The organism is Chelatococcus sp. KU-N122, assembly GCF_055391085.1.
On sequence record NZ_AP043981.1, the window covers coordinates 5,613,086 to 5,638,321 of the forward strand.

General features: G+C 67.9%; 24 protein-coding genes. 15 read left to right on the forward strand and 9 right to left on the reverse strand.

Annotated features, from left to right (window positions below; genetic code table 11):
* Positions 1-10: 10 nt before the first annotated feature.
* A complete protein-coding gene (lptG, locus tag ACZ5PO_RS25275; protein ID WP_464184733.1) occupies positions 11-1,099 on the reverse strand; it encodes an LPS export ABC transporter permease LptG in 1,089 nt (362 codons plus the stop codon).
* Entirely contained in the window at positions 1,099-2,259 is a 1,161-nt protein-coding gene (lptF, locus tag ACZ5PO_RS25280) for an LPS export ABC transporter permease LptF (protein ID WP_464184735.1), read from the reverse strand. The genes lptG and lptF overlap by 1 nt, the downstream gene beginning before the upstream one ends.
* A 178-nt stretch (positions 2,260-2,437) precedes the next feature.
* Here lptF and ACZ5PO_RS25285 point away from each other — a divergent pair, with 178 nt between their 5' ends.
* From ACZ5PO_RS25285 to ACZ5PO_RS25305, 5 genes are all read left to right on the forward strand, one after another.
* Positions 2,438-3,958: a leucyl aminopeptidase gene (locus tag ACZ5PO_RS25285; RefSeq protein WP_464184736.1), complete on the forward strand. Its 1,521-nt coding sequence runs from the start codon at positions 2,438-2,440 to the stop codon at positions 3,956-3,958.
* A gap of 42 nt (positions 3,959-4,000) precedes the next feature.
* Complete coding sequence (locus ACZ5PO_RS25290) at positions 4,001-4,798, forward strand: crotonase/enoyl-CoA hydratase family protein (RefSeq protein ID WP_464184738.1); 798 nt, start codon at positions 4,001-4,003, stop codon at positions 4,796-4,798.
* A gap of 10 nt (positions 4,799-4,808) precedes the next feature.
* Positions 4,809-5,261 (forward strand): DNA polymerase III subunit chi, encoded by a 453-nt coding sequence (locus ACZ5PO_RS25295; RefSeq protein ID WP_464184739.1) that lies wholly within the window; start codon positions 4,809-4,811, stop codon positions 5,259-5,261.
* Positions 5,262-5,334: 73 nt separating this feature from the next.
* Positions 5,335-6,900: a S10 family peptidase gene (locus ACZ5PO_RS25300; RefSeq protein WP_464184740.1), complete on the forward strand. Its 1,566-nt coding sequence runs from the start codon at positions 5,335-5,337 to the stop codon at positions 6,898-6,900.
* Positions 6,893-7,330 carry a hypothetical protein gene (locus ACZ5PO_RS25305; RefSeq protein ID WP_464184742.1) on the forward strand — a complete coding sequence of 146 codons (438 nt, stop codon included), beginning with the start codon at positions 6,893-6,895 and terminating at the stop codon, positions 7,328-7,330. Before ACZ5PO_RS25300 ends, ACZ5PO_RS25305 begins: the two co-directional genes overlap by 8 nt.
* 27 nt (positions 7,331-7,357) lie before the next feature.
* Here ACZ5PO_RS25305 and ACZ5PO_RS25310 read toward each other — a convergent pair whose 3' ends face one another.
* Both ACZ5PO_RS25310 and ACZ5PO_RS25315 read right to left on the reverse strand, forming a co-directional pair.
* The gene (locus tag ACZ5PO_RS25310) at positions 7,358-7,657 is read right to left on the reverse strand and encodes a putative quinol monooxygenase (protein ID WP_464184744.1); all 300 of its coding nucleotides are present in this window, start codon (positions 7,655-7,657) and stop codon (positions 7,358-7,360) included.
* 63 nt (positions 7,658-7,720) lie between these two features.
* Positions 7,721-9,589 carry an ABC-F family ATP-binding cassette domain-containing protein gene (locus ACZ5PO_RS25315; protein ID WP_464184745.1) on the reverse strand — a complete coding sequence of 623 codons (1,869 nt, stop codon included), beginning with the start codon at positions 9,587-9,589 and terminating at the stop codon, positions 7,721-7,723.
* Positions 9,590-9,795: 206 nt separating this feature from the next.
* Between ACZ5PO_RS25315 and ACZ5PO_RS25320 the strand changes: the two genes are divergently transcribed.
* Together ACZ5PO_RS25320 and ACZ5PO_RS25325 are read left to right on the forward strand one after the other, a co-directional pair.
* Positions 9,796-9,933, forward strand: a complete 138-nt coding sequence (locus tag ACZ5PO_RS25320) for a hypothetical protein (protein ID WP_464184746.1) — start codon at positions 9,796-9,798, stop codon at positions 9,931-9,933.
* A gap of 556 nt (positions 9,934-10,489) precedes the next feature.
* Entirely contained in the window at positions 10,490-12,292 is a 1,803-nt protein-coding gene (locus tag ACZ5PO_RS25325) for an ATP-binding response regulator (protein ID WP_464184748.1), read from the forward strand.
* On the opposite strand, the gene ACZ5PO_RS25330 is transcribed toward ACZ5PO_RS25325, so the two are convergent.
* A complete protein-coding gene (locus ACZ5PO_RS25330; protein WP_464184750.1) occupies positions 12,285-12,938 on the reverse strand; it encodes a response regulator in 654 nt (217 codons plus the stop codon). The two genes, ACZ5PO_RS25325 and ACZ5PO_RS25330, sit on opposite strands and share 8 nt — an antisense overlap.
* Before the next feature lie 700 nt (positions 12,939-13,638).
* Between ACZ5PO_RS25330 and ACZ5PO_RS25335 the strand changes: the two genes are divergently transcribed.
* Entirely contained in the window at positions 13,639-14,316 is a 678-nt protein-coding gene (locus tag ACZ5PO_RS25335; RefSeq protein ID WP_464197040.1) for a Crp/Fnr family transcriptional regulator, read from the forward strand.
* Between the two features lie 6 nt (positions 14,317-14,322).
* On the opposite strand, the gene ACZ5PO_RS25340 is transcribed toward ACZ5PO_RS25335, so the two are convergent.
* A complete protein-coding gene (locus tag ACZ5PO_RS25340; protein WP_464184752.1) occupies positions 14,323-14,733 on the reverse strand; it encodes a DUF2147 domain-containing protein in 411 nt (136 codons plus the stop codon).
* A 234-nt stretch (positions 14,734-14,967) separates the two neighbouring features.
* On the opposite strand from ACZ5PO_RS25340, the gene ndk reads away from it, so the two are divergent.
* Positions 14,968-15,390: a nucleoside-diphosphate kinase gene (ndk, locus tag ACZ5PO_RS25345; protein WP_464184753.1), complete on the forward strand. Its 423-nt coding sequence runs from the start codon at positions 14,968-14,970 to the stop codon at positions 15,388-15,390.
* Positions 15,391-15,516: 126 nt separating this feature from the next.
* Positions 15,517-15,867: a hypothetical protein gene (locus ACZ5PO_RS25350; RefSeq protein WP_464184755.1), complete on the forward strand. Its 351-nt coding sequence runs from the start codon at positions 15,517-15,519 to the stop codon at positions 15,865-15,867.
* A 66-nt stretch (positions 15,868-15,933) separates the two neighbouring features.
* On the opposite strand, the gene purN is transcribed toward ACZ5PO_RS25350, so the two are convergent.
* Positions 15,934-16,605: a phosphoribosylglycinamide formyltransferase gene (purN, locus tag ACZ5PO_RS25355; protein ID WP_464184756.1), complete on the reverse strand. Its 672-nt coding sequence runs from the start codon at positions 16,603-16,605 to the stop codon at positions 15,934-15,936.
* Complete coding sequence (gene purM / locus ACZ5PO_RS25360; protein WP_464184757.1) at positions 16,602-17,678, reverse strand: phosphoribosylformylglycinamidine cyclo-ligase; 1,077 nt, start codon at positions 17,676-17,678, stop codon at positions 16,602-16,604. Before purM ends, purN begins: the two co-directional genes overlap by 4 nt.
* Positions 17,679-17,808: 130 nt before the next feature.
* Here purM and ACZ5PO_RS25365 point away from each other — a divergent pair, with 130 nt between their 5' ends.
* The 5 genes from ACZ5PO_RS25365 to ppx all read left to right on the forward strand — a co-directional run bounded on the left by ACZ5PO_RS25365 (position 17,809) and on the right by ppx (position 24,351).
* Complete coding sequence (locus ACZ5PO_RS25365) at positions 17,809-18,339, forward strand: CDP-alcohol phosphatidyltransferase family protein (RefSeq protein WP_464184758.1); 531 nt, start codon at positions 17,809-17,811, stop codon at positions 18,337-18,339.
* A gap of 142 nt (positions 18,340-18,481) precedes the next feature.
* Positions 18,482-19,603, forward strand: coding sequence for an AI-2E family transporter (locus ACZ5PO_RS25370; protein WP_464184760.1), 1,122 nt, complete (start codon positions 18,482-18,484; stop codon positions 19,601-19,603).
* A gap of 26 nt (positions 19,604-19,629) precedes the next feature.
* Positions 19,630-20,343, forward strand: a complete 714-nt coding sequence (locus ACZ5PO_RS25375) for a P-loop NTPase family protein (protein WP_464184762.1) — start codon at positions 19,630-19,632, stop codon at positions 20,341-20,343.
* 137 nt (positions 20,344-20,480) lie between these two features.
* Positions 20,481-22,784, forward strand: a complete 2,304-nt coding sequence (locus ACZ5PO_RS25380) for an RNA degradosome polyphosphate kinase (protein ID WP_464184764.1) — start codon at positions 20,481-20,483, stop codon at positions 22,782-22,784.
* Between the two features lie 85 nt (positions 22,785-22,869).
* Complete coding sequence (gene ppx / locus ACZ5PO_RS25385; RefSeq protein WP_464184765.1) at positions 22,870-24,351, forward strand: exopolyphosphatase; 1,482 nt, start codon at positions 22,870-22,872, stop codon at positions 24,349-24,351.
* A gap of 90 nt (positions 24,352-24,441) precedes the next feature.
* Here ppx and ACZ5PO_RS25390 read toward each other — a convergent pair whose 3' ends face one another.
* Positions 24,442-25,209: a DUF3110 domain-containing protein gene (locus ACZ5PO_RS25390; protein ID WP_464184766.1), complete on the reverse strand. Its 768-nt coding sequence runs from the start codon at positions 25,207-25,209 to the stop codon at positions 24,442-24,444.
* Between the last annotated feature and the right edge of the window lie 27 nt (positions 25,210-25,236).

Sequence of the window (25,236 nt, forward strand, 5' to 3'; positions counted from 1 at the left end):
CGGATCATCGTTAGCCGTCCTCCTGATAGAGGAGGGCGAGCGTACCCAGCAAACTGCCGACCACGGCAGGGAACCAAGCTGCGACAGCCGGGCCGATCAGACCGGAACCGCCCAAATCCTGCATGAGCTCCGTCGCGACATAAAGCATGAACCCGGCGACCACTCCACTCAGAACCATCTTGGCAACGCCACCAAATCGGAAAAACCTTAAGGAAACGGATGCCGCAACGAACACCATGGCGACGAAGAGGAGCGGCCGCGCCACCAGCACATCCCATTGCAGACGATACCGCGTCGCGTCGAGCCCTGCTTTCTGCGTCCGTTCGATAACGGCCGGCAGTTGCCAGAAAGGCACGCTCTCGGGCGGTGTGAACGATTGCCGCACTTGGTCCGGCTCCAGGCCGCTGGCCACCAGGTAGCTGCCGAAGCTCTGGGGCTCCTCGCCGGGCGAGATGACGCGCGCGTCCTCCAGCTCCCAGTAGCCTTCGCGCAGGGTGGCGCTCTTGGCCTCGATTCGCTCGCGGAACGATCCCGCCTGATCGAACATGAAGAAGGTCACCCGATTGAGCGTGGTGGAGTTCTCCACCACCTGGTCGGCGCGGATGATCGCCTGGCCATCGACGCTGTGCTGACGCAGCCATTGCTCCTTGTCCGGCTCGAACTTCTGGCTCTTGGCGAAGATGCGCGCCTCCATCGAGGACGCCTGCTGCTTCAGGAAAGCCGATAGCGGATTATAGGCGGTGATCGAGAAGACACCGATGGCGGCGGCCACGAACACGCCGGGCTGCAGGAATTCCCAGGCCGACACGCCGGCCGCACGCGCCACCACGAGCTCCAGCTTGCGGCTCAGGTTGAGCAGCGCGGCCATGGCGCCGAACAGGATGGCGAACGGCAGCACCTGCTCGGCCACGCTCGGCGTGCGGAACAGCGCAAGAATCGCCATCATCGACGACGACGCGCCTGGCGCATCGCCCGCCCGTCGCATCAGCTCGACGAAATCGAGCGTGTAGATGAGGGCGAACACCGTGCCGAAGACGGCAAAGATCGTGCGGACGAAGCGCAGGGACAGATAGCGGCCGAGGGTGGGCCCGATCAGCATCAGGCGCGCCTCAGCCGCAGCGGCGCGAACCGCTCCATGAGCCGCAGCCGCAGCGAATCGACCCGCCCCAGCCATGCGCTCACCATCGGGCCGTAGAAGATCACCAGTAGCGACAGCCCGCACGCGAGCAGCGGCGCTGCATAGATCGCGAGGACGGCGAACGGTGAGCGCACGGCGGCGCTGGACGCCGCAAAGCCGATGACGCGCACGGCCACGACGCCGACGACGGCAAGCGCCATGGCGACGCCGCGTCCCTGACGCGTGGTGCGCGCCTCGCCGAGCGCCGCGAAGGCGATCAGCATGAAGGCGATTGGATAGAGCGGAGCGGCGAAACGATCGTGCAGCTCGGCCCGGAAGCGCCCGGCCTGCATCTTGTAGTAGGCGTCGCCGGTATCCGGGAACAGCAGATCGCCGGTGGAGCGCTCGCGCGGCTTGTAGACGATGTCGCCGCCGTCCTGGCCGAAGGCGGAGAGATCGATGGCATAGCGGTCGAAGGCCACGATGGCGCCGTCGTGCTCGCCGTCCTGGCGCTGGATGTTGCCCTTCTCCAGCACGAGGTAGCTCTGCCCGTCGAAGTCGACGGTCTGTCCGCGCTCGGCCAGATAGACCACCGTCTTGCCCTTCTCGCGGCGGTCCTGGAAAAAGATGCCGAGCAGCGTATCGCCCGAGCGCTCGCGGTAGTGGAAGGTGACGCCGGAATCGAGCGTCGTGAACTGCCCTTCCTTGACGATGTTAGCGACAAAATCCGCGCGGATCTTGGTGACCAGGTCGCGCAGGCCCTGAAAGCTGTTGGGCATGAGCCAGACGGTCATCCAGCCGACGATGGCCGCGACGATGAGCGCCGTCATGGCGAACGGGCGCAGCAGGCGCGCCGGTGGAACGCCTGCCGCACTCATCACGATCAGCTCCGAATCTCCGTTGAGCTTGTTCAGCGCGTAGGTGGTGCCGATGAACAGCGCGACCGGCGCGATCACGGTGATGAGCGCCGGCAGGGACAGCGCCGTCACGGTGAAGAACACGATGATCGTCTGCCCCTTGCCGGTGAGCAGATCCATCTGCTTGAGCGCCTCGGTGATCCAGATGACCAACGTGAGGGCCAGCAGGCACCCCGCGAAGCTGACGAAGACATTCCTAAAAATGTATCGTTCGATCAACGACATACATGATTCCTGCCGGTGCGCTGCCGCCGCTCCGCTGCAACGCACGATAACATGCCACGCTACCGCTGGCGGGTGACGAAGGCACTTTCAAGGCGCCCTTTGCAGACGTTTTCCCTGCGACTGGTGCTATATGACAACGATGTGCCCCGGATTCGAGCGGGTGGGGGTCGAGGTCGGCATGAGCGAGCGAGTGAAAGTGGAGTTCAAGGGCTTCGAGCGGGTCCAGGGAGGCGATGTGGTTGCCTTCGTAGGAGAGGGGCTCGAACTGCCGCCGGCAGCCGAACAGCTTCTGGGCCCGGCGGCACAGCCCCTGCTGCGCCGGGCAGCCGAGGTCGAACGGTTCAAGGGCAAGTCCCGCAGCGCGCTGGTGCTGGCGGCGCCCGCCGGGCTCGAGGTGGACAGGCTGATCGTCGTTGGCGTCGGCGGCAAGGACGACCGCGCCAAGCTGGATTATGTGATGCTCGGCGGGGCGGTGATGGGCAAGCTCACTGCGGGCCGTGCCGCGACCGTGATCTTCGCTCTGCCGGCCGCCGGAGGCGAAGGCGAGCCCGAGGCGGCGAACGAATCGGCGGCGGCCGACTTTAGCCTGGGGCTGCGGCTGCGCGCCTACAAGTTCGACCGCTACAAGACCAAGAAGGGCGACGACGCCGATGCCGGCGGCCCACCCGCGCGCGTGACGGTCCTGGTGGCGGACCCCAGCGAAACCAAGAAGCGCGCCCGCGCCCGCGACGCGGTTGCGTCCGGGGTGGTGATGGCGCGCGATCTGATCAACGAGCCGCCGAACGTCCTGCATCCGGAGGAGTTCGCCGACCGCGCCGCGCAGCTCGAGAAGCTCGGCGTCGATGTCGACGTGCTCGACGAGAAGCAGCTCAAGAAGCTCGGCATGCGGGCGCTGCTGGGGGTCGCGCAGGGGTCCAAGCGTGAGGCCCGCGTCGTCGTCATGCGCTGGAACGGCGGCCGCGACGGCGATAGCCCGGTCGCCTTCATCGGCAAGGGCGTATGCTTCGACAGCGGCGGCATCTCGATCAAGCCGGGCGCCGGCATGGAGGACATGAAGGGCGACATGGGCGGGGCGGCGTGCGTCGTCGGCCTGATGCACGCGCTCGCCAGCCGCAAGGCCAAGGTCAACGTCGTCGGCGCCATCGGCCTGGTCGAGAACATGCCGGACGGCAATGCGCAGCGGCCCGGCGACATCGTCACCTCCATGTCCGGCCAGACCATCGAGATCATCAATACCGATGCCGAAGGCCGGCTCGTGCTCGCCGACGTGCTCTGGTACGTGCACGACCGGTTCGAGCCCAAGTTCATGGTCGACCTCGCCACCCTGACCGGCGCCATCATCGTGTCGCTCGGGCACGAGCATGCCGGGCTGTTCTCCAACGACGACACCCTGGCCGAGCGTCTCGTCGCCGCCGGGACGGCCACCGGCGAGACGGTGTGGCGCATGCCGCTCGGCAAGGCCTACGACAAGCTGATCGATTCCAAGTTCGCCGACATGAAGAACACCGGCGGGCGCAACGGCGGCTCGATCACCGCCGCCCAGTTCCTGCAGCGCTTCGTCGAGAAGACGCCCTGGGCCCACCTGGACATTGCCGGCACGGCCATGGGCGTACCGGCGAGCGACATCAATCAGTCCTGGGGGCCAGGCTGGGGCGTGCGCCTGCTCGATCGGCTGGTGAAGGACAACTACGAGGGCTGAACGGCCGCGCGGGGGCCGCGCCTCGGGACAAGGGAGGGAACGATGCCGGTCACGGTCGAGAGGGACGGGCCCGTCACCACCATCATCCATGCGCGCCCGGAGGCACGCAATGCGATGAACGACGAGCACGCGATCGCGCTCTACGAGGCGTTCCTCGCCTTCGATCGCGATCCGGAGGCGTCGGTCGCGGTGTTCTTCGGTGCCGGCGGGGTCTTCTGCGCTGGCTGGGACCTGAAGCAGGCCGCCGGCCGCGTCGGCGTGGACAACCCGCTGGCGCACATGGACTTCAAGGTGGGCGAGCGCAACTCCCGCGGGCCCATGGGGCCGAGCCGGCTGGCGCTCAGCAAACCGGTGATCGCCGCCGTGGCGGGGCCTGCGGTTGCCGGAGGCATGGAGCTGGCGCTGTGGTGCGACCTGCGGGTGATGGAGGAGGACGCCTATTTCGGCGTCTACTGCCGGCGTTGGGGCGTACCGCTGATCGACGGCGGCACCGTGCGGCTGCCGCGCATCGTCGGGCAGGGCCGGGCGCTCGACCTGATCCTCACCGGCCGCAAGGTGGAAGCGGAGGAGGCGTTGGCCATCGGCCTTGCCAACCGCGTCGTGCCGCGCGGGCAAGCGCGGCCGGCGGCCGAGGAGTTGGCCCACCAGCTCGCCCGCTTCCCGCAGGCCTGCATGCGGGCCGATCGCGCCTCCGCCTACGCCCAGTGGGACCATGAGGTGGAAGAGGCGCTGCGAATCGAGTGGCAGACGTCTGCCACGATGGTGGAGCGGGAAGGGGCTGCCGGCGCGGCGCGGTTCGCCGCGGGCAAGGGCCGCGGCGGCGACTTTTCCAGCATATGACCCGGCAACGATGACCGAGGTGCTGTTCTACCACCTGCAGCGGCAGCCGTTGGAGACGGTGCTGCCGACGCTGCTGCAGAAGAGCATCGCACGCGGCTGGCGCGTCGTCGTCGACGTCGGCGACGAGGATCGGCTCGCGGCCCTGGACGACCATTTGTGGACCTATACGGACGACAGCTTCCTGCCGCACGGCACGATGCGGGAGTCCGACGCGGCCGATCAGCCGATCGTGCTGGCGAGCGGACCGGTCAATCCGAACGGCGCCAGCGTGCGCTTTGTTGTCGCTGGAGCGAGCGCCTCCGAAGCGCTCGACGGCTATGAGCGCGTCGTGCTGATCTTCGACGGCAACGACGAGGACGCGCTCGCCGCCGCCCGCTCCGACTGGCGCCGCGTCAAGGCGGCCGGCGCCGATGCGACCTACTGGCAGCAGGACGAGGACGGACGCTGGGGCCGGAAGGCATAACGTCGCCTCCGCATCCCGGCGGCGGTCCCGCGATTCACAATACGGACTTCTTTGACCGGCAGATGGGCGCCCCATGAGCTACTCGTCGTCTGCATGTTTCCTGGTCGCCTGGCTGGCCATTGTCCCCCTGGCCGCGGCCGAGGGCCGTGACGGGCCTCCTCCCAGGCGCCCCGGTCCGGAGCAAACGTCCGAGCGCGCGCCGGCCGCATCGGACCGGCTGCCCGCTGATTCCGTCACCCACCACGAGCTGAAGCTGCCGGGGCGGACCCTGCGCTATACGGCGACCGCCGGCAGTCTTCCGCTCGTCGATCCCAAGGGCAAGCTGCTCGCCGAGATCGCCTACGTCGCCTATGTGCTCGACGGCGAGCCCGCCGAGCGGCGGCCGATCACCTTCGCCTTCAACGGCGGCCCGGGTGCCTCGTCGGCCTACCTGCATCTGGGCTCGCTCGGCCCGAAACGCCTGCCCTTCGGCAGCCAGGGCGACACGCCCTCCGGCACGCCGGCGCTGGTGGACAATGCCGACACCTGGCTCGACTTCACCGACCTCGTCTTCGTCGATCCGGTGGGCACCGGCTTCAGCCGCTTCGCCGAGCCCAGCGAGGAGCTGCGCAAGCAGTTCTGGTCGGTCGATGGGGACGCGCGCTCACTGTCCCGCATCGTCGCCAAATACCTGGCGCGCAATGACCGGCTGATGTCGCCCAAGTATCTCGTCGGCGAGAGCTACGGCGGCTTCCGGCTGCCCAAGATCGCCAGCCTGCTGCAGACCAACGATGGCGTGGGGGTCTCCGGGCTCATCATGCTGTCGCCGGTGCTCGATTTCTCGCTGCTCACGGACGGCCCGACCAAGCTGCTGACGACGGCGGCGCTGCTGCCCTCCATGGCGGCCGCCAAGCTGGAGCGCGACGGCAAGTTCAGTCCCGCCGCCGTGGCCGCCGCCGAGCGCTACGCCGGCAGCGACTATCTGGCCGATCTGGTGCGCGGTCCCCGCGACAAGGACGCCGTCGGCCGCATCGTCGATCGGGTGACCGAGCTCACGGGCCTCGACCGCAGCCTGGTCGAGCGCCTGGGGGGGCGCATCGACGCGCGCACCTTCGCGCGCGAGTTCTACCGCGGCAGCAACCGGGTCGGCAGCAGCTACGACGTCCTGGTGTCCAGCCCCGATCCATATCCGAACGACGCGCGCACGCGCTACGAGGACCCGATCCTGGAGGGATCGACGGCGCCACTCACGAGTGCCGCAGTGGACTATCTGTCGCGCACGCTCAACTGGAAGCCCGATGCCCGCTATAACCTGCTCAGCGACGAGGTGAACCGGGCCTGGAACTGGGGCGGCGGGTTGAGCGTGCCGGAGGTGCTGAGCGATCTCAGGTCCGCCCTGGCGCTCGACGAGAAGCTCAAGGTTCTGACCGTGCACGGTTTCACCGATCTGGTGACGCCCTATTTCGAGTCCAAGCTGGCGCTCGCCCAACTGCCCCAGATCGGCGCGCCCGACCGCGTTCAATTCGAGGTATTCCCCGGTGGCCATATGTTCTATTCGAGGGACGGATCGCGCTCGCTCTTCCGCGAGGCGGTGAGGCGGCTCTATCAGCCGTCGGCCGATGAGGGCGCTCAGCGCCCCAATGGAACGTTGCGTGACTGATCTGACCAAGCGCTGGTCCGCGCGCCCGAATCGCTTCCGCCCGCGCGGCGGCCGCTCCAGCCTTGGATGGCTGCCCGCCGTGTTGCTCGTCGCCGGCCTGGGCGGCTGTTCCTTCGATATGGATGGCTTCGCCTTCGGCAACGACAAGTCGGTCGCTGCCCACGTCGGCACCACCGAGCCGGTGATCGGAGCGGACGGGCGCTGCACGGCCGACCTCAACGTCAGTCCCGCTGCCCTGGCGCAGCGGACGCACAGCGTCGAGATCGGCATGACCGAGTGTGAGCTGGTCGCCCTGAAGGGGCAGCCGACCGACGTGCTCGTCGGCGAAAGCGGCAAGGGCCAGCGCGAGGTGCAGGTGCTCTACCAGGAGCCCGCGGGCAAGAAGCTCTACATGTTCACCGACAACAAGCTCACGCGCGTGGTGGACTGAGCCGTCGCGGCGGCGCCGGGTGGCCGCTCAATCGGCGGCCGGCGGCTCGGTGCCCATGACCAGCGTCACCGCCCCATCGAGCAGCGGTGCCGCCATCGCGAAGAAGCGGGCGACAACGTCGGATCCGTTGTGGCTGTCCATCGCGGCCTGGTCGGCGTAGCGCTCATAGGTCGTAAAGACGCACGGATCGCCGCTGTCCTGGCTGATGAAATAACCGACCGTCCCGGGCTCGTTGGCCCGCGCGTGGGCCGCGACGGCAAGCAGCGCATCGCGCATCGCCTGCTCGGCGCCGGGCTTGGTCCGGATGATCGCGGTGACCGTGTGCATGGAGCGCGCTCCCGATCGGATGTGGCGGAGGGTTCCGCCTCCATACCATAGGCGACCTCGGTTTCAGGCGCTCGCGGCTTCGATCTCGCCGGAGACCGTCAGCCATTCGTCCTCGGCGGCCGCCAGGGCCTGGGCCGCATCGGCGCGCATCTTGGAGAGCTCCGCGGCTTTCGCCGGGTTCCTGGCAAAGGTGTCGGGGTCGGCGAGCGCCGCGTCGACCTTGTCGATGGCGGCGCTCAGCTTGTCGATCCGCGCGTTCAGCACGTCGAGCCGCTTGCGCAGCGGCGCCAGCGCCTGCCGCCGCTCGGCCGTCTGGCGACGCCGGTCGGCCTGCTCGCTGCCGCCCGTCGCGGCGCTCCGCTCCGGCGTCGGTCCGGTCAGCACCAGCTTGCGGTAGTCGTCGAGGTCGCCGTCGAAGGTGCGCACGGTGCCGTCGGCGACCAGCCAGAGGCGCTCGACGCAAGCCTCGACCAGGAAGCGGTCGTGGCTGACGAGGATGACGGCGCCCGGGTAGTCGTTGATCGCCTCCATCAGCGCCTGGCGGCTGTCGATGTCGAGGTGGTTGGTCGGCTCGTCGAGGATGAGCAGATGCGGCCCCTCGAAGGCGGCAAGCCCCATGGTCAGCCGCGCCCGCTCGCCGCCCGAGAGCGAGGTCACGGGGGTGTCGGCTTTCTGTCCGGGAAAGCCCATCTGGGCCGCCCGGGCGCGGATCCTGGCTTCCGGGGCCCCCGGCATGCGCTCGGACACGTGCTGGAACGGTGTGGCGCCCGCCTCCAGCTCGTCGAGCTGGTGCTGGGCGAAATAGGCCACCGTGAGCTTGCCCGACCGCGTCACGGCGCCCGAGAGCGGCTGGAGCCGCCCGGCCAGGAGCTTGGCGAAGGTCGACTTGCCGTTGCCGTTCTGGCCGAGCAGGGCGATGCGGTCGTCGGGCGACAGGCTGAGATTCAGGCCACGCAGCACGATGCGCTCGTCGTAGCCGGCGACGACCGCCTCCATGGCAATCAGCGGCGGCGCCAGGGGGCGGGCGGGCGCCGGGAGGTTGAAGGGCAGCACCTCCTCGTCGGTCATCGCCGCGATCGGCTCCATCTTTTCCAGGCGCTTCAACCGCGACTGCGCCTGTCTCGCCTTGGTGGCCTTGGCCCGGAAGCGGTCGACGAAGGCCATCAGGTGCTTGCGCTCGGCCTCCTGCTTGCTGCGGGCCGACGCCTGCAGCGCCATCTTCTCGCGTCGCTGGCGGTCGAACGAGGTGTAGCCGCCGCGGTAGAGCGTGAGCTTGCCGCGGTCGAGATGCAGGATGTGGTCGACCGCCTCGTCAAGGAGCTCGCGATCGTGGCTGATGACGATCGCCGTGTGCCGGTAGCGGCCTAGAAAGTCGTAGAGCCAGAGCGTCCCTTCGATATCGAGGTAGTTGGTCGGCTCGTCGAGGAGCAGCAGGTCCGGTTCCGAGAACAGTACGGCGGCGAGGGCGACCCGCATGCGCCAGCCGCCGGAGAACGATGCGCACGGCCGCGCCTGCGCCGCCGCGTCGAAGCCGAGCCCATGCAGGATGGCGGCGGCGCGCGCCGGGGCGGAATGGGCGCCGATGTCGATCAGCCGCGTCTCGATGTCGGCCCGGCGCATGGGATCGTCCGTGGTCTCTGCCTCGGCCATGAGCGCTGCCCGCTCCGTGTCGGCGGCGAGCACGACCTCCAGCAGCGTTTCCGGCCCACCCGGTGCCTCCTGGGCGACGGCGCCGATCCGGCGATGGCGGGGCAGGGAGACGCTGCCGCCCTCCGACGCGATGTCGCCGAGCAGCAGACGAAACAGGGTTGATTTGCCGGCGCCGTTGCGGCCGACCAGGCCGACGCGCGCCCCATCCGGAATGGCAGCGCCCGCCCTGTCGAACAGGACCCGCGGTCCGAGCCGATAGGTGAGGTCGTTGATATGGAGCATGGGCGGCTTTTGCCGCTACCGCAGGCGCGGCGCAAGCGCCGCCTGCATTTGGCGTGCGTGGCTCTTCTGCGCCCGGAGCGGGCGCGGCGGCATTTCGCGATCTTTGCGCGAAGGCGCCGCAATCTTGCCGGTTTCACGCCGCAGCGCCGCCGCGCCCGAACCGCGTGGTGAAGCTGTGGATAACCTGTTGATTCGTTGTGACTTACATGCGCCGTCACCTTTCCCGGCCCGCCCTCCTGCTGGTCATCATCGCGCTGGCCTGCGGCACGCTCGCGGTCCTCGATGCGTCCGCCCGCCAGCGGAGCGACGCCCGCGTCCTGTTCATCCCGCTGCTACGCCGCTAGAGCGCTTCCTGCTCGGGTAGACATGCTCCAGGGCGCTTCCTGGTCGGGTGGAGTCCGACGCCGGCCGCCGAGCGCCTCGGTCCGCACGGTGAGGCGCTCGTGGACGACCTGGGGCTGGCCACGTCCATAAAGACGCCGCCGTCGCCTCGCCTCCGATGAGCCGACGCAGGCAGGGCGTTCGTTCTTGTTGCTCGAACGGAGCATCGGCAAATCAATGCTGCGCCGTAGAAAGCTGACGAGAGCGGCGCTGCCGACAAGTCGGACGAATATCCTGGAATTGGCACACGAGAGATAGCGATAAGCGGCCGTTTCATGTAGCTCCGATCAGGTCGAGCGCCGGACTAAGCCTGCGCGTCGGCGACCATCCGCCCCACGGCGCACCGCCGGCATGGCGCGCAGATGCGAGGGGCGGAGGCGCGTCGCAGGACCTTTGGGTCGCTTCAAAATGCCGGTGCGATCGGTACAATCGCCCGCGACGTGCAACTGGTACGCGAGCCTATGGACTGCCAGATCATGGCGGGACCACAGGACGGCGGGCACTGCGGGGGCGATCCAATTGCCTGAAGCTCCAACCGAGCCGTTGCCGTCGCACGACGATCGGATCGCGGCCGAGCTGGTTGCCGCCCTGTATCGCGCCGTCACCCCCGGCGTCATCGGCGCTGCGGTGGGCGCCGCCATCCTTGCCGCCGCGTTGTACCGGCTCGGTCATGTCGAAGCGTTCACGGGGCTTGCGTGGGCCGGCTACATCGCCGCCTGCGCGACGGCTCACATCCTCGTGTGCCGCGCCTACGAGCGGGCGGCGCCGGCCGTGATGGATTGGCGACGCTGGGCCTATCGCTTCACCTGGGTCAGCCTGGCGGAGGGCATCGGCTGGGGCTGGGCCAGCCTGTGGCTGCCCTCGAGCGGTGGCTTCCAGATCGACCTCCTGGTCCATGTGGTGACGTTCGCAGTCGCGGCCGGGGCCATCCCAGGGTTCAGCCCGTTCCTGCCGGCATTCTTCGCGTTGTTCCTGCCGGCGACGGTTCCCTACGGCGTCGTCGGCCTTGGCGCGGACGATCCGGTGGAGCAGACGGCCGCGATCCTGGTGTTCGTCTTCACCGGGGCCGTCGGCGCGCTCGCCGTCACGACGAGCCGGACATTCCGGCAAAATGTCAGCCTGCGGATCAAGACCGAGCAAATGGCCGTCGATCTGCGTCGGCAGAAGGAGATCGCGGAGCAGGCGAGCCTGGCCAAATCCGCCTTCCTGGCGGCGGCGAGCCATGATCTGCGGCAGCCGATCCATGCGCTGGGACTGTTCGTCGGCGCCCTGCGGCGCACCGCCCTGCCGCCGGAAGGCCGGCAACTGGTGGAACAGATCGAGGCGTCGACGACGGCGATGGACGGCCTCTTTTCCGCCCTTCTGGACATTTCCCGTCTGGATGCGGGGATCGTCGAAATTCATCGCCGGCCGTTTGCGATTGGTCCGTTCCTGGCGCGCATTTGCCGCGATCATGCGCAGGAGGCCGAGGCAAAGGCCGTGTCTCTCGTCTGGAAGCCATGCGAGGCGGTCGTCGATGCAGACCCCGTGCTGATGGAGCGCATCCTGCGCAACCTGGTTTCGAACGCCGTCCGCCACACGCGGCAGGGCCGCGTCGTGGCCGGCTGCCGGCGGCGCGGCAACCACATCGCCGTCCAGATATGGGATACCGGGCCCGGCATCCCGGAGGATCAGCAGGAGCGCGTATTCCAAGAGTACTACCAGCTCGGCAATCCCGAGCGCGACCGCGCCAAGGGCCTCGGCCTGGGGCTGGCCATCGTGCGCCGGCTGACGCTGCTCCTGGGCTGCCAGCTGAAGTTGCGCTCCGAGCCCGGCCGCGGCTCCTGTTTCGAAGTCACCATGCCGCTGGCCGCCGATCAGCGAGCCGCTGTCGAGCCCGTGCCGAAGAGCGAAGCCGGCGCGCTCGCGACCGGCCTCGTCGTCGTCATCGATGACGAAGTGGCGATCCGCGAGGGCATGTCCAGCCTGCTCGCGGGCTGGGGGCACGAGGTCATCACGGCAGGCTCGGGCGACGACGCCATGCAGCGCCTCTCGACCTGGCCGGTGCGCCCCGACCTGATCATCTGCGACTATCGGCTGCGCGACGAGGAGAACGGCATCGACGTCATCGAGCGGCTGCGTTCGGAATACAATGAGACGATCCCGGCCATGCTGATCACCGGTGACACGGCGCCGGACCGATTGGCCGAGGCGCAGCAGAGCGGGCTGCTGCTGCTCCACAAGCCGGTCTCCAACAGCAGGCTGCGTGCCGCCATCGTGAATCTCATCGGGGTCGCGGGGACGCGGGAGGCCGACGACGTGGGTGCGGCCGTCGTCAGATGAGACCCGCCTCCCGGCCGACGGCTGCGGCCTGCGTCCGGTTCACGACGTTCAGCGCCTTGAAGATCGCCGTGATGTGGGCCTTCACCGTCTTCTCGGACAGGTCGAGCTCCAGGGCGATGGTCTTGTTCGGCTGCCCGGCGCTCAGGCGGCGCAGCACCTCGATCTGCCGCTCCGTCAGGACCGAACCGGTGCCGCTGCGCCGCAGCAATTGAGCCTGCCGCGCATCCGCCACCTCGTTCAGGATCAGTGGCGGTACATAGAGGTCGCCATTCAGAACGAGCTTGATGGCCGACAGCAAGGTGTTCTGGCTCGCCGATTTCGGCACGTAGCCGAGCGCCCCCTGGGCGAGCGCTCCGCGCGCGTCGCGCGGATCCTCCGAGGAGGAGAGCACGATCACCGGCAGATCCGGGCGGGCCCGGCCAAACGCGGCGATGACCGGAAGCCCTGCCATTCCCGGCATGACGAGATCGAGCACGACGATGTCGAGATCCGCATGATCCTCGATCAGTCGCAGCCCCTCGGACGCAGCGCCCGCCTGCAAGACGACCGTATCCGGCCCGGCCTGCCTCAACAGCGCGGCAAGTCCTTCACGCAGCACCGGATGGTCATCGACGATCAGCACCTTCATGTCGGCATTATCAGCCATCGGCAAGATGTCACAAGAGGCTGATAGACCATGAACTGTCGAAATCGGTCCTAGGACGGTCATGGGACCTATGGGTGAGGCGCGCGTCGAGAGACGTCGGGGAGATTTTTGTCTTTTTTCTCTGATTTATAAGGTTGTTTTTGATTAAACGCGATATAGATTCAAAATAATGATATATAATACGTCCGCTTCCGAGGTTACCATATAATCGGGGTCCTTGTTGATTTCGCTGGAGCTTTGTCGGTGGCGCCGGCTTGGCTGACGGCAACGCGCTATTGGCCGGGAAGCCGCCGGGTCCAGTCCGTTGCACGTCGATGCAGGCAGCCGCAGCGGCGTGTTCGCAAGTTTATCTCGATCTAAGCCGTTCGTTCGATGGTCGAGCGGGCGGACATCGGATGGGCGATTCGCGCCCACGCGCGCCGATTCGCGCGAAACGGCCTGTGGGAATCCCCCTTCGCCGCGGCCGCAGCCGTTGTTCTCCACGCCGTCGCCCCCCGATTCGCGGCGGTGGAAGGTCTCGGGCTGCACAGCCGCTTGACGTTGCGTATCCCGGGCCTAAGCATGCCTTTTCGAGGGCGGCGCGGGCTTTGGCGGATTCAGGGCCGGCACGCCATCCGTTTGTCTGAGCGTCGGAGGCGTCCGAGGATCGGTTGCGCCTGTTCGGGGCCGATGCTCGAGGGGGGGCAAAGCCGTGGTTTCGCTGGTGCGCGTGCCGTTTTTCAAGGACGCAGGTATCGACCTGGTGCCGTTCGAGCAGCGTTGCCATTGGCGCAAGTTCGACGTCGACGAGATCCTCGTCGACTTCGAGGACACGTCGACGGACGTCTTCTTCATCGTCAGCGGCGACGTCCGTATTCTGATCCGGACCCAGGCGGGCAAGGAGATCATCCTGGGCGAGATGCGCGGCGGCCAGTTCTTCGGCGAACTGGCTGCGATCGACGGCGTCGGCCGGTCGGCCAACGTGACGGCGCTGACGCGGGGCGAGGCGTGCATCGTGCCGGCGCACGTGTTCCGCGAGATGATCTATACGGCGCCGCCGCTGGCCGAGCGGATCATGCGGCTGCTCGCCGGACGGGTGCGCGAGCTCAATGCCAGGCTGATGGAGCACTCGGTGCTCGACCTGCGGCATCGGCTCTATTCCGAGTTGCTGCGGCTCTCCCTGCCACGTGCCGGCCACGGCAACGAGCGGGTGGTGACCCCGCCGCCCTACCATCATGTGCTGGCGGCGCGCATCGGTTGTCGGCGCGAGCAGGTGACCCGCGAGTTCACCACCATGTCGCAGGAGGGGCTGGTGGAGCGCACCCGCGGTGCACTGGTTCTCAAGAACCCGCAGATTCTCGAGGCGCGTGTGGCGGAGGCGCTGCGCGAAGACGCGTAGCCTATTCTAGTCGGCGCGCGTCCAAGTCTGGCTGCGGCAGATCATTCCGCCCAGCACGCAGCCCGACAGCTCCAGTGCGCCCGCGCCCTTCGGCCTCATCTTGCCGCTGTAGGTCTTGCCGTCGGTGTAGTTGTAGAGGGAGCCGGCATAGGCGCCGCCGCCGACCGGCTTGACACCATACATCATCTGCACACCGACTAGGCTCCGGCTGCGCTTCGTTGCGTCCGGGTTCTTCTCGTCCGTGCCGCCCCTGCGGGTCCAGACGATCGTCCCGCAGTAGCTGCCGCCGCAGGGAGCGATCCGAATCCGGGTCTCTCCGGTTTGCGACAGCCAGGTTCCGGCGAGGTCGTCTGCATAGGCGGGGCAGGCGAGCGCAAGACAAAGGCCAAGGCCCGGAAGCGTCAAGGGGTTCGGCATCATCGTCCTCCCTGGTCATCGGCGCTCTTCGGCGCACGGATGCAGCCAGTGTAGAGCGGGACGGTCCGAGGCAGCACTTCGCCTTTGGGACGAGACGGCGCGCCGCTACACTCTGCGTTTGCGGGGCCGCGAATAGTCTCGCGGTCAGTGGCGAGCGCGCTTGTCGGCCCACCGGGGCGTCGCTATAAGGCCGCCACTTTCCCAATCTTCTCCAGCTTCCGACGAGTGAACCGCATGGCCCTCGAGCGCACGTTCTCCATTCTCAAGCCCGACGCGACGGAGCGTAACCTGACCGGCGCGATCAACGACGTGATCGAGAAGGCCGGCCTCAGGATCGTGGCGCAGAAGCGCGTCCGCATGAGCCGCGAGCAGGCCGAAACGTTCTATGGCGTGCATCGCGAGCGGCCGTTCTTCGGCGAGCTCGTCGCGTTCATGACGTCGGGGCCCGTCGTCGTGCAGGTGCTGGAAGGCGAGGGCGCCATCGCGCGCTATCGCGAGGTGATGGGCGCCACCAACCCGGCCAACGCCGCGGATGGGACCATCCGCAAGCTGTTCGCCAAGTCGGTTCAGGAGAACTCGGTGCACGGGTCCGACGCGCCGGAAACCGCGCAGGTCGAGATCGCCCAGTTTTTTGCCGGTAACGACATCGTCGGCTGAATAGGTCGGTTGCTCGGGCGGCTGTTGACGCGGCTTCGGCGGCGGCTCATACGGCCGTTCCGCCGTCCGTTCGACACGCATTGCCTCTGGCGCGGAGCGAGCCGTCGAGCTCAAAGGAGATCACACGTGCGCCTGACGACTCTCACGCTTTTCGGTCTGCTTGCCGCCACGCAGGCGCTCGCCGGTGCATCCAGCACGGCCGTCCAGATTCCGGCCAACGATCCCAGCGCTGCCAATCTCACGCCCTATGAGATCAGCCTGCGGGCCTTCGATGCCTGCCAGGTCACCCAGTCGCGCCTCCAGAACACCACTCGCGAGGCGGTGCATACGCCGTGCAGCTGCTATGCCAAGCGTACGGTCGCCAACATGAACAAGGAGGAGATCGCCTCCTTCCGTCAGACCGGCTACTTCAACGACAGCGCGCGCGGCAAGGCGATCGAAGCCCTCAACTACTGCAAGCTGAAGAGCCCGATCTGAGCCGCAGGCTCCTTCGGACCCGGCTTGAGCCGGGTCCGTGGGCGTGATCCGGAGGCGGGACGGGGCTCAATCCGCGATCAGCGACGCGTCGGCCATGGCCTGCGCGTCGGCATAGACGACCCGTTCCTGCGCGAGCGTCGCGCGTCCCGCGGCGACCAGCGCGAGCGCCCTGGGATAGAGCTGATGCTCCGCGGCCAGGACGCGGGCCGACAGGCTGTCGGCCGTGTCGTCGAAGCGGACGGGCACGGCGGCCTGGGCGATGATCGGCCCGGCGTCCAGATCGTGGCTGACGAAGTGCACGGTGCAGCCGTGCAGCAGCACGCCGGCGGCAAGCGCCCGCTCGTGGGTGTGCAAGCCGGGCAAGGCTGGCAGCAGGGACGGGTGGATGTTGATCATCCGCCCATGCCAGGCCGTGACGAACGAGGGCGTCAGCACGCGCATGAAGCCGGCCAGGCAGACGAGCTCGACGCCCTCCCGGCGCAGGCGCTCGTCGATCGCCTGCTCGAAGGCGACACGGTCGCCCTTGAATGGCCGGTGATCGACCACCGCCGTTGCGATCCCCTGTTCGGCGGCGGCCGCGAGACCTCCGGCGTCGCGCCGGTTCGCCAGGACGAGCACGATCTCAGCCGGGTAGTCGGCAGCCTTCGCCGCATCGATGAGCGCTGCCATGTTGGAGCCGCGGCCGGAAATGAGGACGCCGACACGCCGTCTGGCGGCCGGGGTGAGAGATGCCGTCACGTCCTGAGCTGCCCCCGCGTGGTGACCCGTGGCCCGCCGTCCGCGGCAACGACTTCGCCGATGCGAAGCGCCGTTTCGCCTTCGGCCATGAGCGCCGCTTGCAGCTCCACCGCCCGCTCGCGCGGAACGACGGCGATCATGCCGATGCCGCAGTTGAAGGTGCGCAGCATTTCGCTCTCCGCGATCCCGCCTGTCCGCGCCAGCCAGCCGAAGACCGGCGGCGGGTCGAGAGCGTCGAGGTCGAGGCGGGCGCCCAGACCGTCCGGCAGCACACGCGGAATATTGTCCGGAAAGCCGCCGCCGGTGATGTGCGCCAGCGCCTTGATGCCGTCCCATTGCCGCAACGTGCGCAGGATCGGCTTGACGTAGATGCGGGTGGGGACCAGCAGCGCCTGGCCGAGGGTGCGGCCCGGGCTGAACGGCGCCGGCGCATCCCAGCCGAGACCGGCGTCGGCGACCACCCGCCGCACCAGCGAGAAGCCGTTGGAGTGGAGGCCCGAGGAGGCGAGGCCGATGAGCACGTCGCCCGCGGCGACGTCGGCCCGCGGCAGCAGCTGCCCCCGTTCGGCCGCGCCGACCGCGAAGCCCGCCAGATCGTAGTCGCCGGCCGCATAAAGACCCGGCATTTCGGCCGTCTCGCCGCCGATGAGCGCGCAGCCGGCTTCGTGGCAGCCGGCCGCGATGCCGGTGACGATCGCCACGCCGGCGCGGGCGTCGAGCTTGCCGGTGGCGAAATAGTCGAGGAAGAACAGCGGCTCGGCGCCCTGGACAATGAGGTCGTTGACGCACATGGCGACGAGATCGATGCCGATCGTGTCGTGGATGCCGGTCTCGATGGCGATCTTGACCTTGGTGCCGACGCCATCGTTGGCGGCGACCAGGATCGGATCGCGGAAGCCGGCCGCCTTGAGGTCGAACAGGCCGCCGAAACCGCCGATCTCCGCATCCGCTCCGGGCCGCCGCGTCGCGCGCACCAGCGGCTTGATGGCGTCCACCATCGCGTTCCCGGCATCGATATCGACACCGGACGCTGCATAGGTCAGGCGCGTTCCGCGCGCATCCTCGTTCGTCATTCCGTTCGCCGGCTCCGCCGTTGACATCATACCCTGGAGATAGGGCCGCAGGTACGACGCGCGGCGCGCCCGTGCAAGGTCCATCGCGAATCCCTGCATTGATGCGTAAGTTGGCGGTGGATCCGCGCCCATGACCTTACCCAACCTGATCACCATTGCCCGCCTGTTCATGGTGCCGCTCGTCGTCGCCGCGATCGGCGCTGGCCGGTGGCAGGCGGCGTTCGTCGTGTTCGTGCTGGCGGGCCTATCGGACGCGGTCGACGGCTTCATCGCGCGCCGCTGGAACATGCGCTCCGAGCTCGGCGCCTATATCGACCCGTTCGCCGACAAGGCGCTCCTGGTCTCCATCTACGTGGCGCTGTCGGTCGCCGGTGCCTTGCCTGGCTGGGTCGCCATCCTGGTGGTGTCCCGGGACGTGATGATCGTCTCCGCCATCGTCATAGCCTGGCTGCTCGAACGCCCCATGGCCATGCGCCCGCTGGCGGTCAGCAAGATCAACACGGCGGCGCAGATCGCCTTCGCCGCGATCGTGCTGGCGGCCAACGCCTTCAGCCTGCCGCTGGGCCTCGGCTTCGACGTCGGTGTCCTGGTCATCGTCGTCTTGACGCTGCTGTCCGCCGGTGCCTATCTCGGTCTGTGGCTCCGGCACATGGCGGTGTAGCGCGGCGGCGCGGCGGCCGGGTGCGGGCCGGCCACGGCCCACGGCGGATCGGCGTGGGCGCAGTCGAGGGAGCGAGCTCCCGACCCGCGGGATCGATTTGCGTCCCGCTCGACATCGAACCGGAGACGACGCGGGCACGGTGATGACCATTCAGCGGCAGGCCATCTTCTGGGGGCTGGCACTCCTGGGTCTCGCGCTCATGCTGTACATCCTGCGGGACGTGCTGCTGCCGTTCGTGGCGGGGCTCGTGCTGGCCTACCTGCTCGATCCGCTGGCCGATCGCCTCGAGCGATTGCACATCAAGCGCCTGGCGGCGACGATCATCATCCTCGGCGCCTGCATCCTGGTGTTCATCCTGGCGCTGATGGTCATCGTGCCGGTGCTCGGCAATCAGCTCGCGGCCTTCCTCGACAAGCTGCCGGCGACCGTCGCCCGGTTGCAGCAGCTGGCGGTGGAGCAGGGTGGCCCGCTGCTGCGCCGCATCGGCGGCGACAAGGCCTTGTCCGACATGCAGAGCTCGCTTGGCCAGGTGATGTCGCAGGCGGCGAGCTGGATCGGCCAGTTCCTCACCTCGCTGTGGTCGAGCGGTCAGGCCGTGATCGGCATCGTGTCACTCATCGTGGTGACGCCCGTCGTCGCCTTCTACCTGCTCGTCGACTGGGACCGCATGGTGGCCACCGTCGATGCCTGGGTGCCGCCGCGCCACCGCGGCACCGTGCGCATGCTGGCTCACGAGATCGACACGGCGATCGCCGGCTTCATCCGCGGCCAGGCGCTGGTCTGCCTGTGCCTGGGTACGTTCTATGCGGTGGGCCTGACCGCCGTCGGATTGAATTTCGGCGTCCTGATCGGGCTCGGCAGCGGTCTGCTCACGTTCATTCCCTATGTGGGATCGCTCACCGGCTTCGTCGTCTCGCTCGGCGTCGCGATCGTTCAGTTCTGGCCCGATTGGACCATGATCGCGGCCGTCGCCGCCATCTATGTGGTCGGGCAGTTCGTCGAGGGAAATGTGCTGTCGCCGCTACTCGTCGGCGACGCGGTCGGCCTGCATCCCGTCTGGCTGATGTTCGCCCTGTTCGCCTTCGGCTCGCTGTTCGGCTTCGTCGGCGTGCTGCTCGCGGTGCCCTTGGCGGCGGCCGTCGGGGTGCTGATCCGGTTCGGCTTGCGGCAGTATCTGAACAGCCCGTTCTACGACGATTCATCGGCGCCCGAGCCGAAGGTGCCGAAAGCTCCCGTGTCCTCCTCCGATGCCCATGCCGCCTGACATGGGTCGCGCGGGGGGACGGCGCCGTGGCTAAGGGCGTTCGCCAGCTGACGTTGTCATGGCCGGTCAGCGATCGCTTCGGGCTGGACGACTTTCTGGTCGGCGAAGCCAACGCACAGGCCTTCGAGCTCGTCATGCGGTGGCCCGACTGGCCCGAGCCGGTGCTGCGCCTGACGGGGCCGCCGGGAGTGGGCAAGAGCCACCTTGCGGCCATCTTTGCCCAGCGCGCCGGCGCTGCCCATTTCGCCGGATCGGAGCTGGACGCGGACGCGGTCCTTGGCCTGGATGCCGGCCGCCCGCTGGTGGTGGACCCTTGCGACCAGGGGCTTGCCGACGAGCACGCGCTCTTTCATTTGCTCAACCGTATCCGGGCCGAGCGCGGCAGCGCCTTGCTTGTGGGGTGTCGAGCCCCTCAGCATTGGGGGGTGGCGACGGCCGATCTCGTGTCCCGCCTGCGGCTGTCGCCGGTCGTCGAGATCGAACCGCCGAACGACGCTCTGTTCAAGGCTATCCTGGTCAAGCTATTCCACGACCGGCAACTCGTCGTCGACGCAGCCGTCGTCGACTATCTGGCTCTGCGCCTGGATCGCTCCGTCGCCCGCGCACGTGAGATCGTGGCTGTGCTCGATGGCCAGGCCCTGAGCCTGGGTCGGCGCGTCACCCGGCCGATGGCCGCCGAGATCCTGCGACAGGCCGATGCCGCCGGCGCGACCGAGACAGAAGAGGGGGATGTGGCATGACGAAGGGGCCGACACGCAGCCCACTAGGCCAGACGATCCGGCGCCCGGCCGTGCGCCGGGCGCCGCCGCGGGCGCGTCGCTCTGTTGTCACAGAAAGACATGAGAACGTTGAAGCCGGCCGTCCGGAGGACGGAGCCATGACCGAAGGAGAGCATGCCATTCCGACCGAAGATGATGCTCTTGCCACGGCCGTGATCGTCCATGACGTCGAGCCGGAGGCCACACCCGACCCAGAGAACCTGAAGGTTGCGCGGGAGAGCGGGGACGCGTCCGCAGCGGCCGCCGAGGTCGTGATTCCCGACGGTGTCGACCTGCGTGACAAGCCGGAGCGGTTCATCAATCGCGAGCTGTCGTGGCTCCACTTCAATCGGCGCGTGTTCGAAGAGGCGTCGAACGAGGCGCATCCGCTGCTCGAACAGCTCCGCTTCCTGTCCATATCCGCCAACAATCTCGACGAGTTCTTCATGGTGCGCGTCGCCGGCCTGCGCGGGCAGGTCCGCAGCGGCGTCGAGACCCGCTCGGAGGACGCCCTGACGCCCCTCGAGCAACTCGCAGCGATCGGCAAGGCGGTGTCCTCGCTGGCCAGCGATCAGCAGCGCCGGTGGCGCGAGCTCAAGGACAAGCTGCTGGACAACGGCATCGTCATCGTCGACAGCACCGAGCTGACTCAGGCGGAGAGCATGTGGCTGGAGGAGCACTTCCTCAGCCATATCTTCCAGATCCTCACGCCGTTGGCGGTCGATCCGGCGCATCCGTTTCCCTTCATCCCCAATCTGGGCTTCTCGATCGCGCTGTCGCTGTTCCGCCAGAGCGACCACCGGGCGCTCAACGCGCTGATCCGCGTGCCCAACAAGGTCGAGCGGTTCATCCGGCTGCCGGACTTCGCGGAGACCGGGGCGCAGCGACTGCTGCCGCTGGAGCAGGCGATCGTCCTGTTCACCGGCCGGCTCTTCCCCGGCTACACCGTGACCGGGCAGGGCGGCTTCCGCATCATCCGCGACAGCGACCTGGAAATCGAGGAAGAGGCGGAAGATCTCGTCCGCCTGTTCGAGACGGCGCTGAAGCGCCGTCGCCGCGGCACGGTGATCCGCGTCGAAGTCGACAGCCACATGTCCGAGGAGTTGCGCAACTTCGTCATCGGCGAGCTCGACGTGTCGGCCGACGAGGTGTTCCTGGTGGAGGGCATGCCGGCGCTGAACGAGCTGTCGCAGCTGGTATCCATCGACCGGCCCGACCTCAAGTTCAAGCCTTACAACCCGCGCTATCCCGAGCGGGTGCGTGAGCACGCCGGCGATTGCTTCGCAGCGATCCGGCAGAAGGACCTGATCATTCACCACCCCTACGAGTCGTTCGACGTGGTGGTGCAGTTCCTCCAGCAGGCGGCGCGTGACCCCAATGTCGTCGCCATCAAGCAGACCCTCTATCGCACCTCGTCGGACTCGCCGATCGTGAAGGCGCTGGCCGAGGCAGCCGAGGCGGGCAAGTCGGTGACGGCCCTGGTCGAGCTCAAGGCACGTTTCGACGAAGAGGCCAACATCCGGTGGGCGCGCGACCTGGAACGTGCCGGCGCGCAGGTGGTCTTCGGCTTCATCGAGCTCAAGACCCATGCCAAGCTGTCGTCGGTGGTGCGGCGCGAGGGCGGCCAGCTGGTCACCTACTGCCACGTGGGCACCGGCAACTACCACCCGATCACCGCCCGCATCTACACCGACCTGTCGTACTTTACCGCCGACCCCGTCATCGCCCATGACGTGGCGCGTATCTTCAACTTCATCACCGGCTACGCGGAGCCCGCGGAGCTGGAGCGCATGGCGGTGTCGCCGGTCACGCTGAAGGCGCGCATTCTGCGCCATATCGATGAGGAGATGAGCCACGCGAGGGCCGGGCGTCCCGCGGCGATCTGGCTCAAGTGCAACTCGCTGGTCGACCCGGTGGTGATCGATGCGCTCTACGAGGCCAGCCAGGCGGGGGTGCAGGTCGACTGCGTGATTCGCGGCATCTGCTGCCTCCGGCCCGGCATTCCGGGGCTGTCGGAGAACATCCGGGTGAAATCAATTGTCGGGCGATTCCTGGAGCATAGCCGCATCTATGCGTTCGGGAACGGCCAGGCACTTCCTAACCCGAAAGCGCACGTCTATATCTCGTCGGCCGATTTGATGCAGCGAAACCTCGATCGGCGTGTCGAGGCCCTGTGCCCGATCGTGACCCCGACCGTCCACCAGCAGGTCCTCGACCAAATCATGCTGGCCAACCTGCTGGACAATGAACAGAGCTGGCGGGTTTTGCCGGATGGCTCCGCCACACGTATCCAACGCATGCAGGGCGAGGAGCCGTTCAACGCTCATCGCTACTTCATGACCAATCCGAGTTTGTCCGGACGTGGAAAGTCTCTCAAGGATTCGAGCCCTCGTACCCTTCCGAAGCGCTCGACCAAGCGATAGCGACAGCGCCCGATCCAGCGACGACGCTCGATCTGGCGACAGCGCTCGATCGGGCGAAAGCGACGGCAAGGCGCCGAGCCGCCTGGTGATCGGGCCCCCGGTCGCCATCGTCGACATCGGCTCCAATTCGGTCCGCCTCGTCGTCTACGAGGGGCTGACCCGGTCGCCGACGCCGCTTTTCAACGAGAAGGTGCTGTGCGGCCTTGGCCGCAGCGTCGCCAGCACCGGGCAGCTCGCGGATGACGCCATGGCCAAGGCGCTCCGGGCCCTGGCGCGGTTCCGCATGCTCTGCGGCATCATGAAGGTCGGCGATGTGCATGTGCTGGCCACGGCCGCCGTGCGCGACGCCGCCAACGGCCAGGACTTTCTGGCCAAGGCCGAGGCGGTCTGCGGCTGCGACATCAAGCTGCTGGCCGGCACCCGCGAAGCCGAGCTGTCGGCGCTGGGCGTCATCTCCGGCTTCCATCACCCCGACGGCGTCGTCGGAGACCTCGGCGGCGGCAGCCTCGAGCTGGTCGATGTGAAGGGCAGCGTCATGGGCGCCGGCGTCAGCCTGCGCCTCGGTGGCCTCGCGCTGCAGGACGCCGCCGGCGGTTCGCTCAAGAAAGCGCAGAAGATCGCCCGCGAGGCGCTGGCGGGCGTCGATCAGGTCGAGGCCATGCGCGGCCGCAACTTCTACGCGGTGGGCGGCACCTGGCGCGCGCTGGCGACGCTGCACATGGGCCAGAAGGGCTATCCCCTGCACGTGATGCACGGCTACGCCATCACGCCGCGTGACGCGATGGATTTCGCCAGCATGGTCGAGCGGGTCGAAGCCGGCACGCTCGATGCGATCGAGAGCGTGTCCGAGGCGCGCCGGCCACTGCTCGCCTACGGTGCCCTGGTGCTCGAGGAGATCATCCGTCGCGGCCGGCCCAAGGCGATCGTCATCTCGGCCCTGGGGGTGCGCGAGGGGTTGCTCTACGAGCTGCTCGACGACGAGAACCGGGCGCTCGATCCGCTGCTCACGGCGGCTGCCGAGTTCAACGTCCTGCGCTCGCGCTCGCCCGTCCACGGCGAGGAGCTGATCGCCTGGATCGACGAGCTGTTTCATTCGCTGCATCTCGACGAGACCGCCGACGAAAAGCGCCTGCGCCACGCCGTCTGTCTCGTCTCGGACATTTCCTGGCGCGCGCATCCCGACTATCGCGGCGAGCAATCGCTCGGCCTGCTGGCGCAGGCGTCGTTCGTGGGCCTCGATCACGCAGAGCGGGCGTTCATCGCGCTCGCGAATTATTTCCGCCATGTCGGCCTGTCGGAGGACGGCAGCCCGCGGGCGCGCGAGCTGCTGACCGTACGGATGCTCGACCGAGCGCGGATCCTGGGCGCGGCGATGCGGGTCGCCTACATTCTGTCGGCGGCGATGCCGGGCGTGCTGCCGCAGGTGCCGCTCCGGGCCGTGCAGCATCGGCTGATTCTGCGGGTGCCGATCGAGATGGCCGACCTGTCGAGCGATCGCATCGCCAACCGGCTGCGGCAGCTGGCCAGGCTCGTCGGCCGCGAGCCGTCGGTCGTCACCGGCGGTTGATCGGGCAGCCGGATCGCGCGGACCATACAGCTACGTGCGTCGGCTGCATGATCCGAGACGCGCGCGGCGTCTCGGATCATGCTTGACGGCTTAGTTGGACGTCGGGTGCTCCTGGGACGTCGGGACGCGCTCGACTTCGACCTGCTGGCGACGAACCGTATCCTTCACGGTCTCGGTCCGCTCGGTGCCCTTCTTGCCGACGACGACCTCTTCGGCGATCCGCGCCGTCTTGGAGACCACGGCCTCTTCGGACGTCTCGATGACTTCGATGGTGTGATCGGCCCAATCGATGTTCTCGAGGAGCGTCGGATCCTGCACGACGCGACGGATCACCTCCGCGTGCTCGCTCTTGAGGTTGACCTGAGCTTCGACAGGGCGCTCGACGACGTACTTGCGAACGCGGGTGCGGCCGGTCTCGAACTGACGCTTGCTGACGTTCAGGGCTTCTTCGGCGAGGCGGATGATCTCGTTATCCACCCCGGCGGCGCGCTGCTCCTGGAGCTGCTGGCCGAGGAAGTGCTGCGCGCGCTGATCGACGTCGACGATCTTGAGGCTGTCGAGCATGCCCTGCGCCCGCTTCGCCTCGGCATCGTTGTGGACGCGGACGGTGAGGACGCCGCCGCCGTTCGCCAGGGCCCGCTCGTAGACCTCGCCTTCGTACTGGGCGAGCTCACGGCCGAACAGCTGCCGCCAGAAGGCCTTGCCCAACTCGGCCTTGCCGGCGAGCTTGAGCAGGGACTCCCGGTCGATGGTGTTCACGTCCGGGTCGGGGAAGCCGGCGGCCTCGAGCGCACGCTCGGCGTTCCGGGCGTCGACGACATTGTCAAAAAGAACAACGATTTCGTTCCGAGTCTGCATCTCTCTCGCTCCATTTGTCTTTGACGA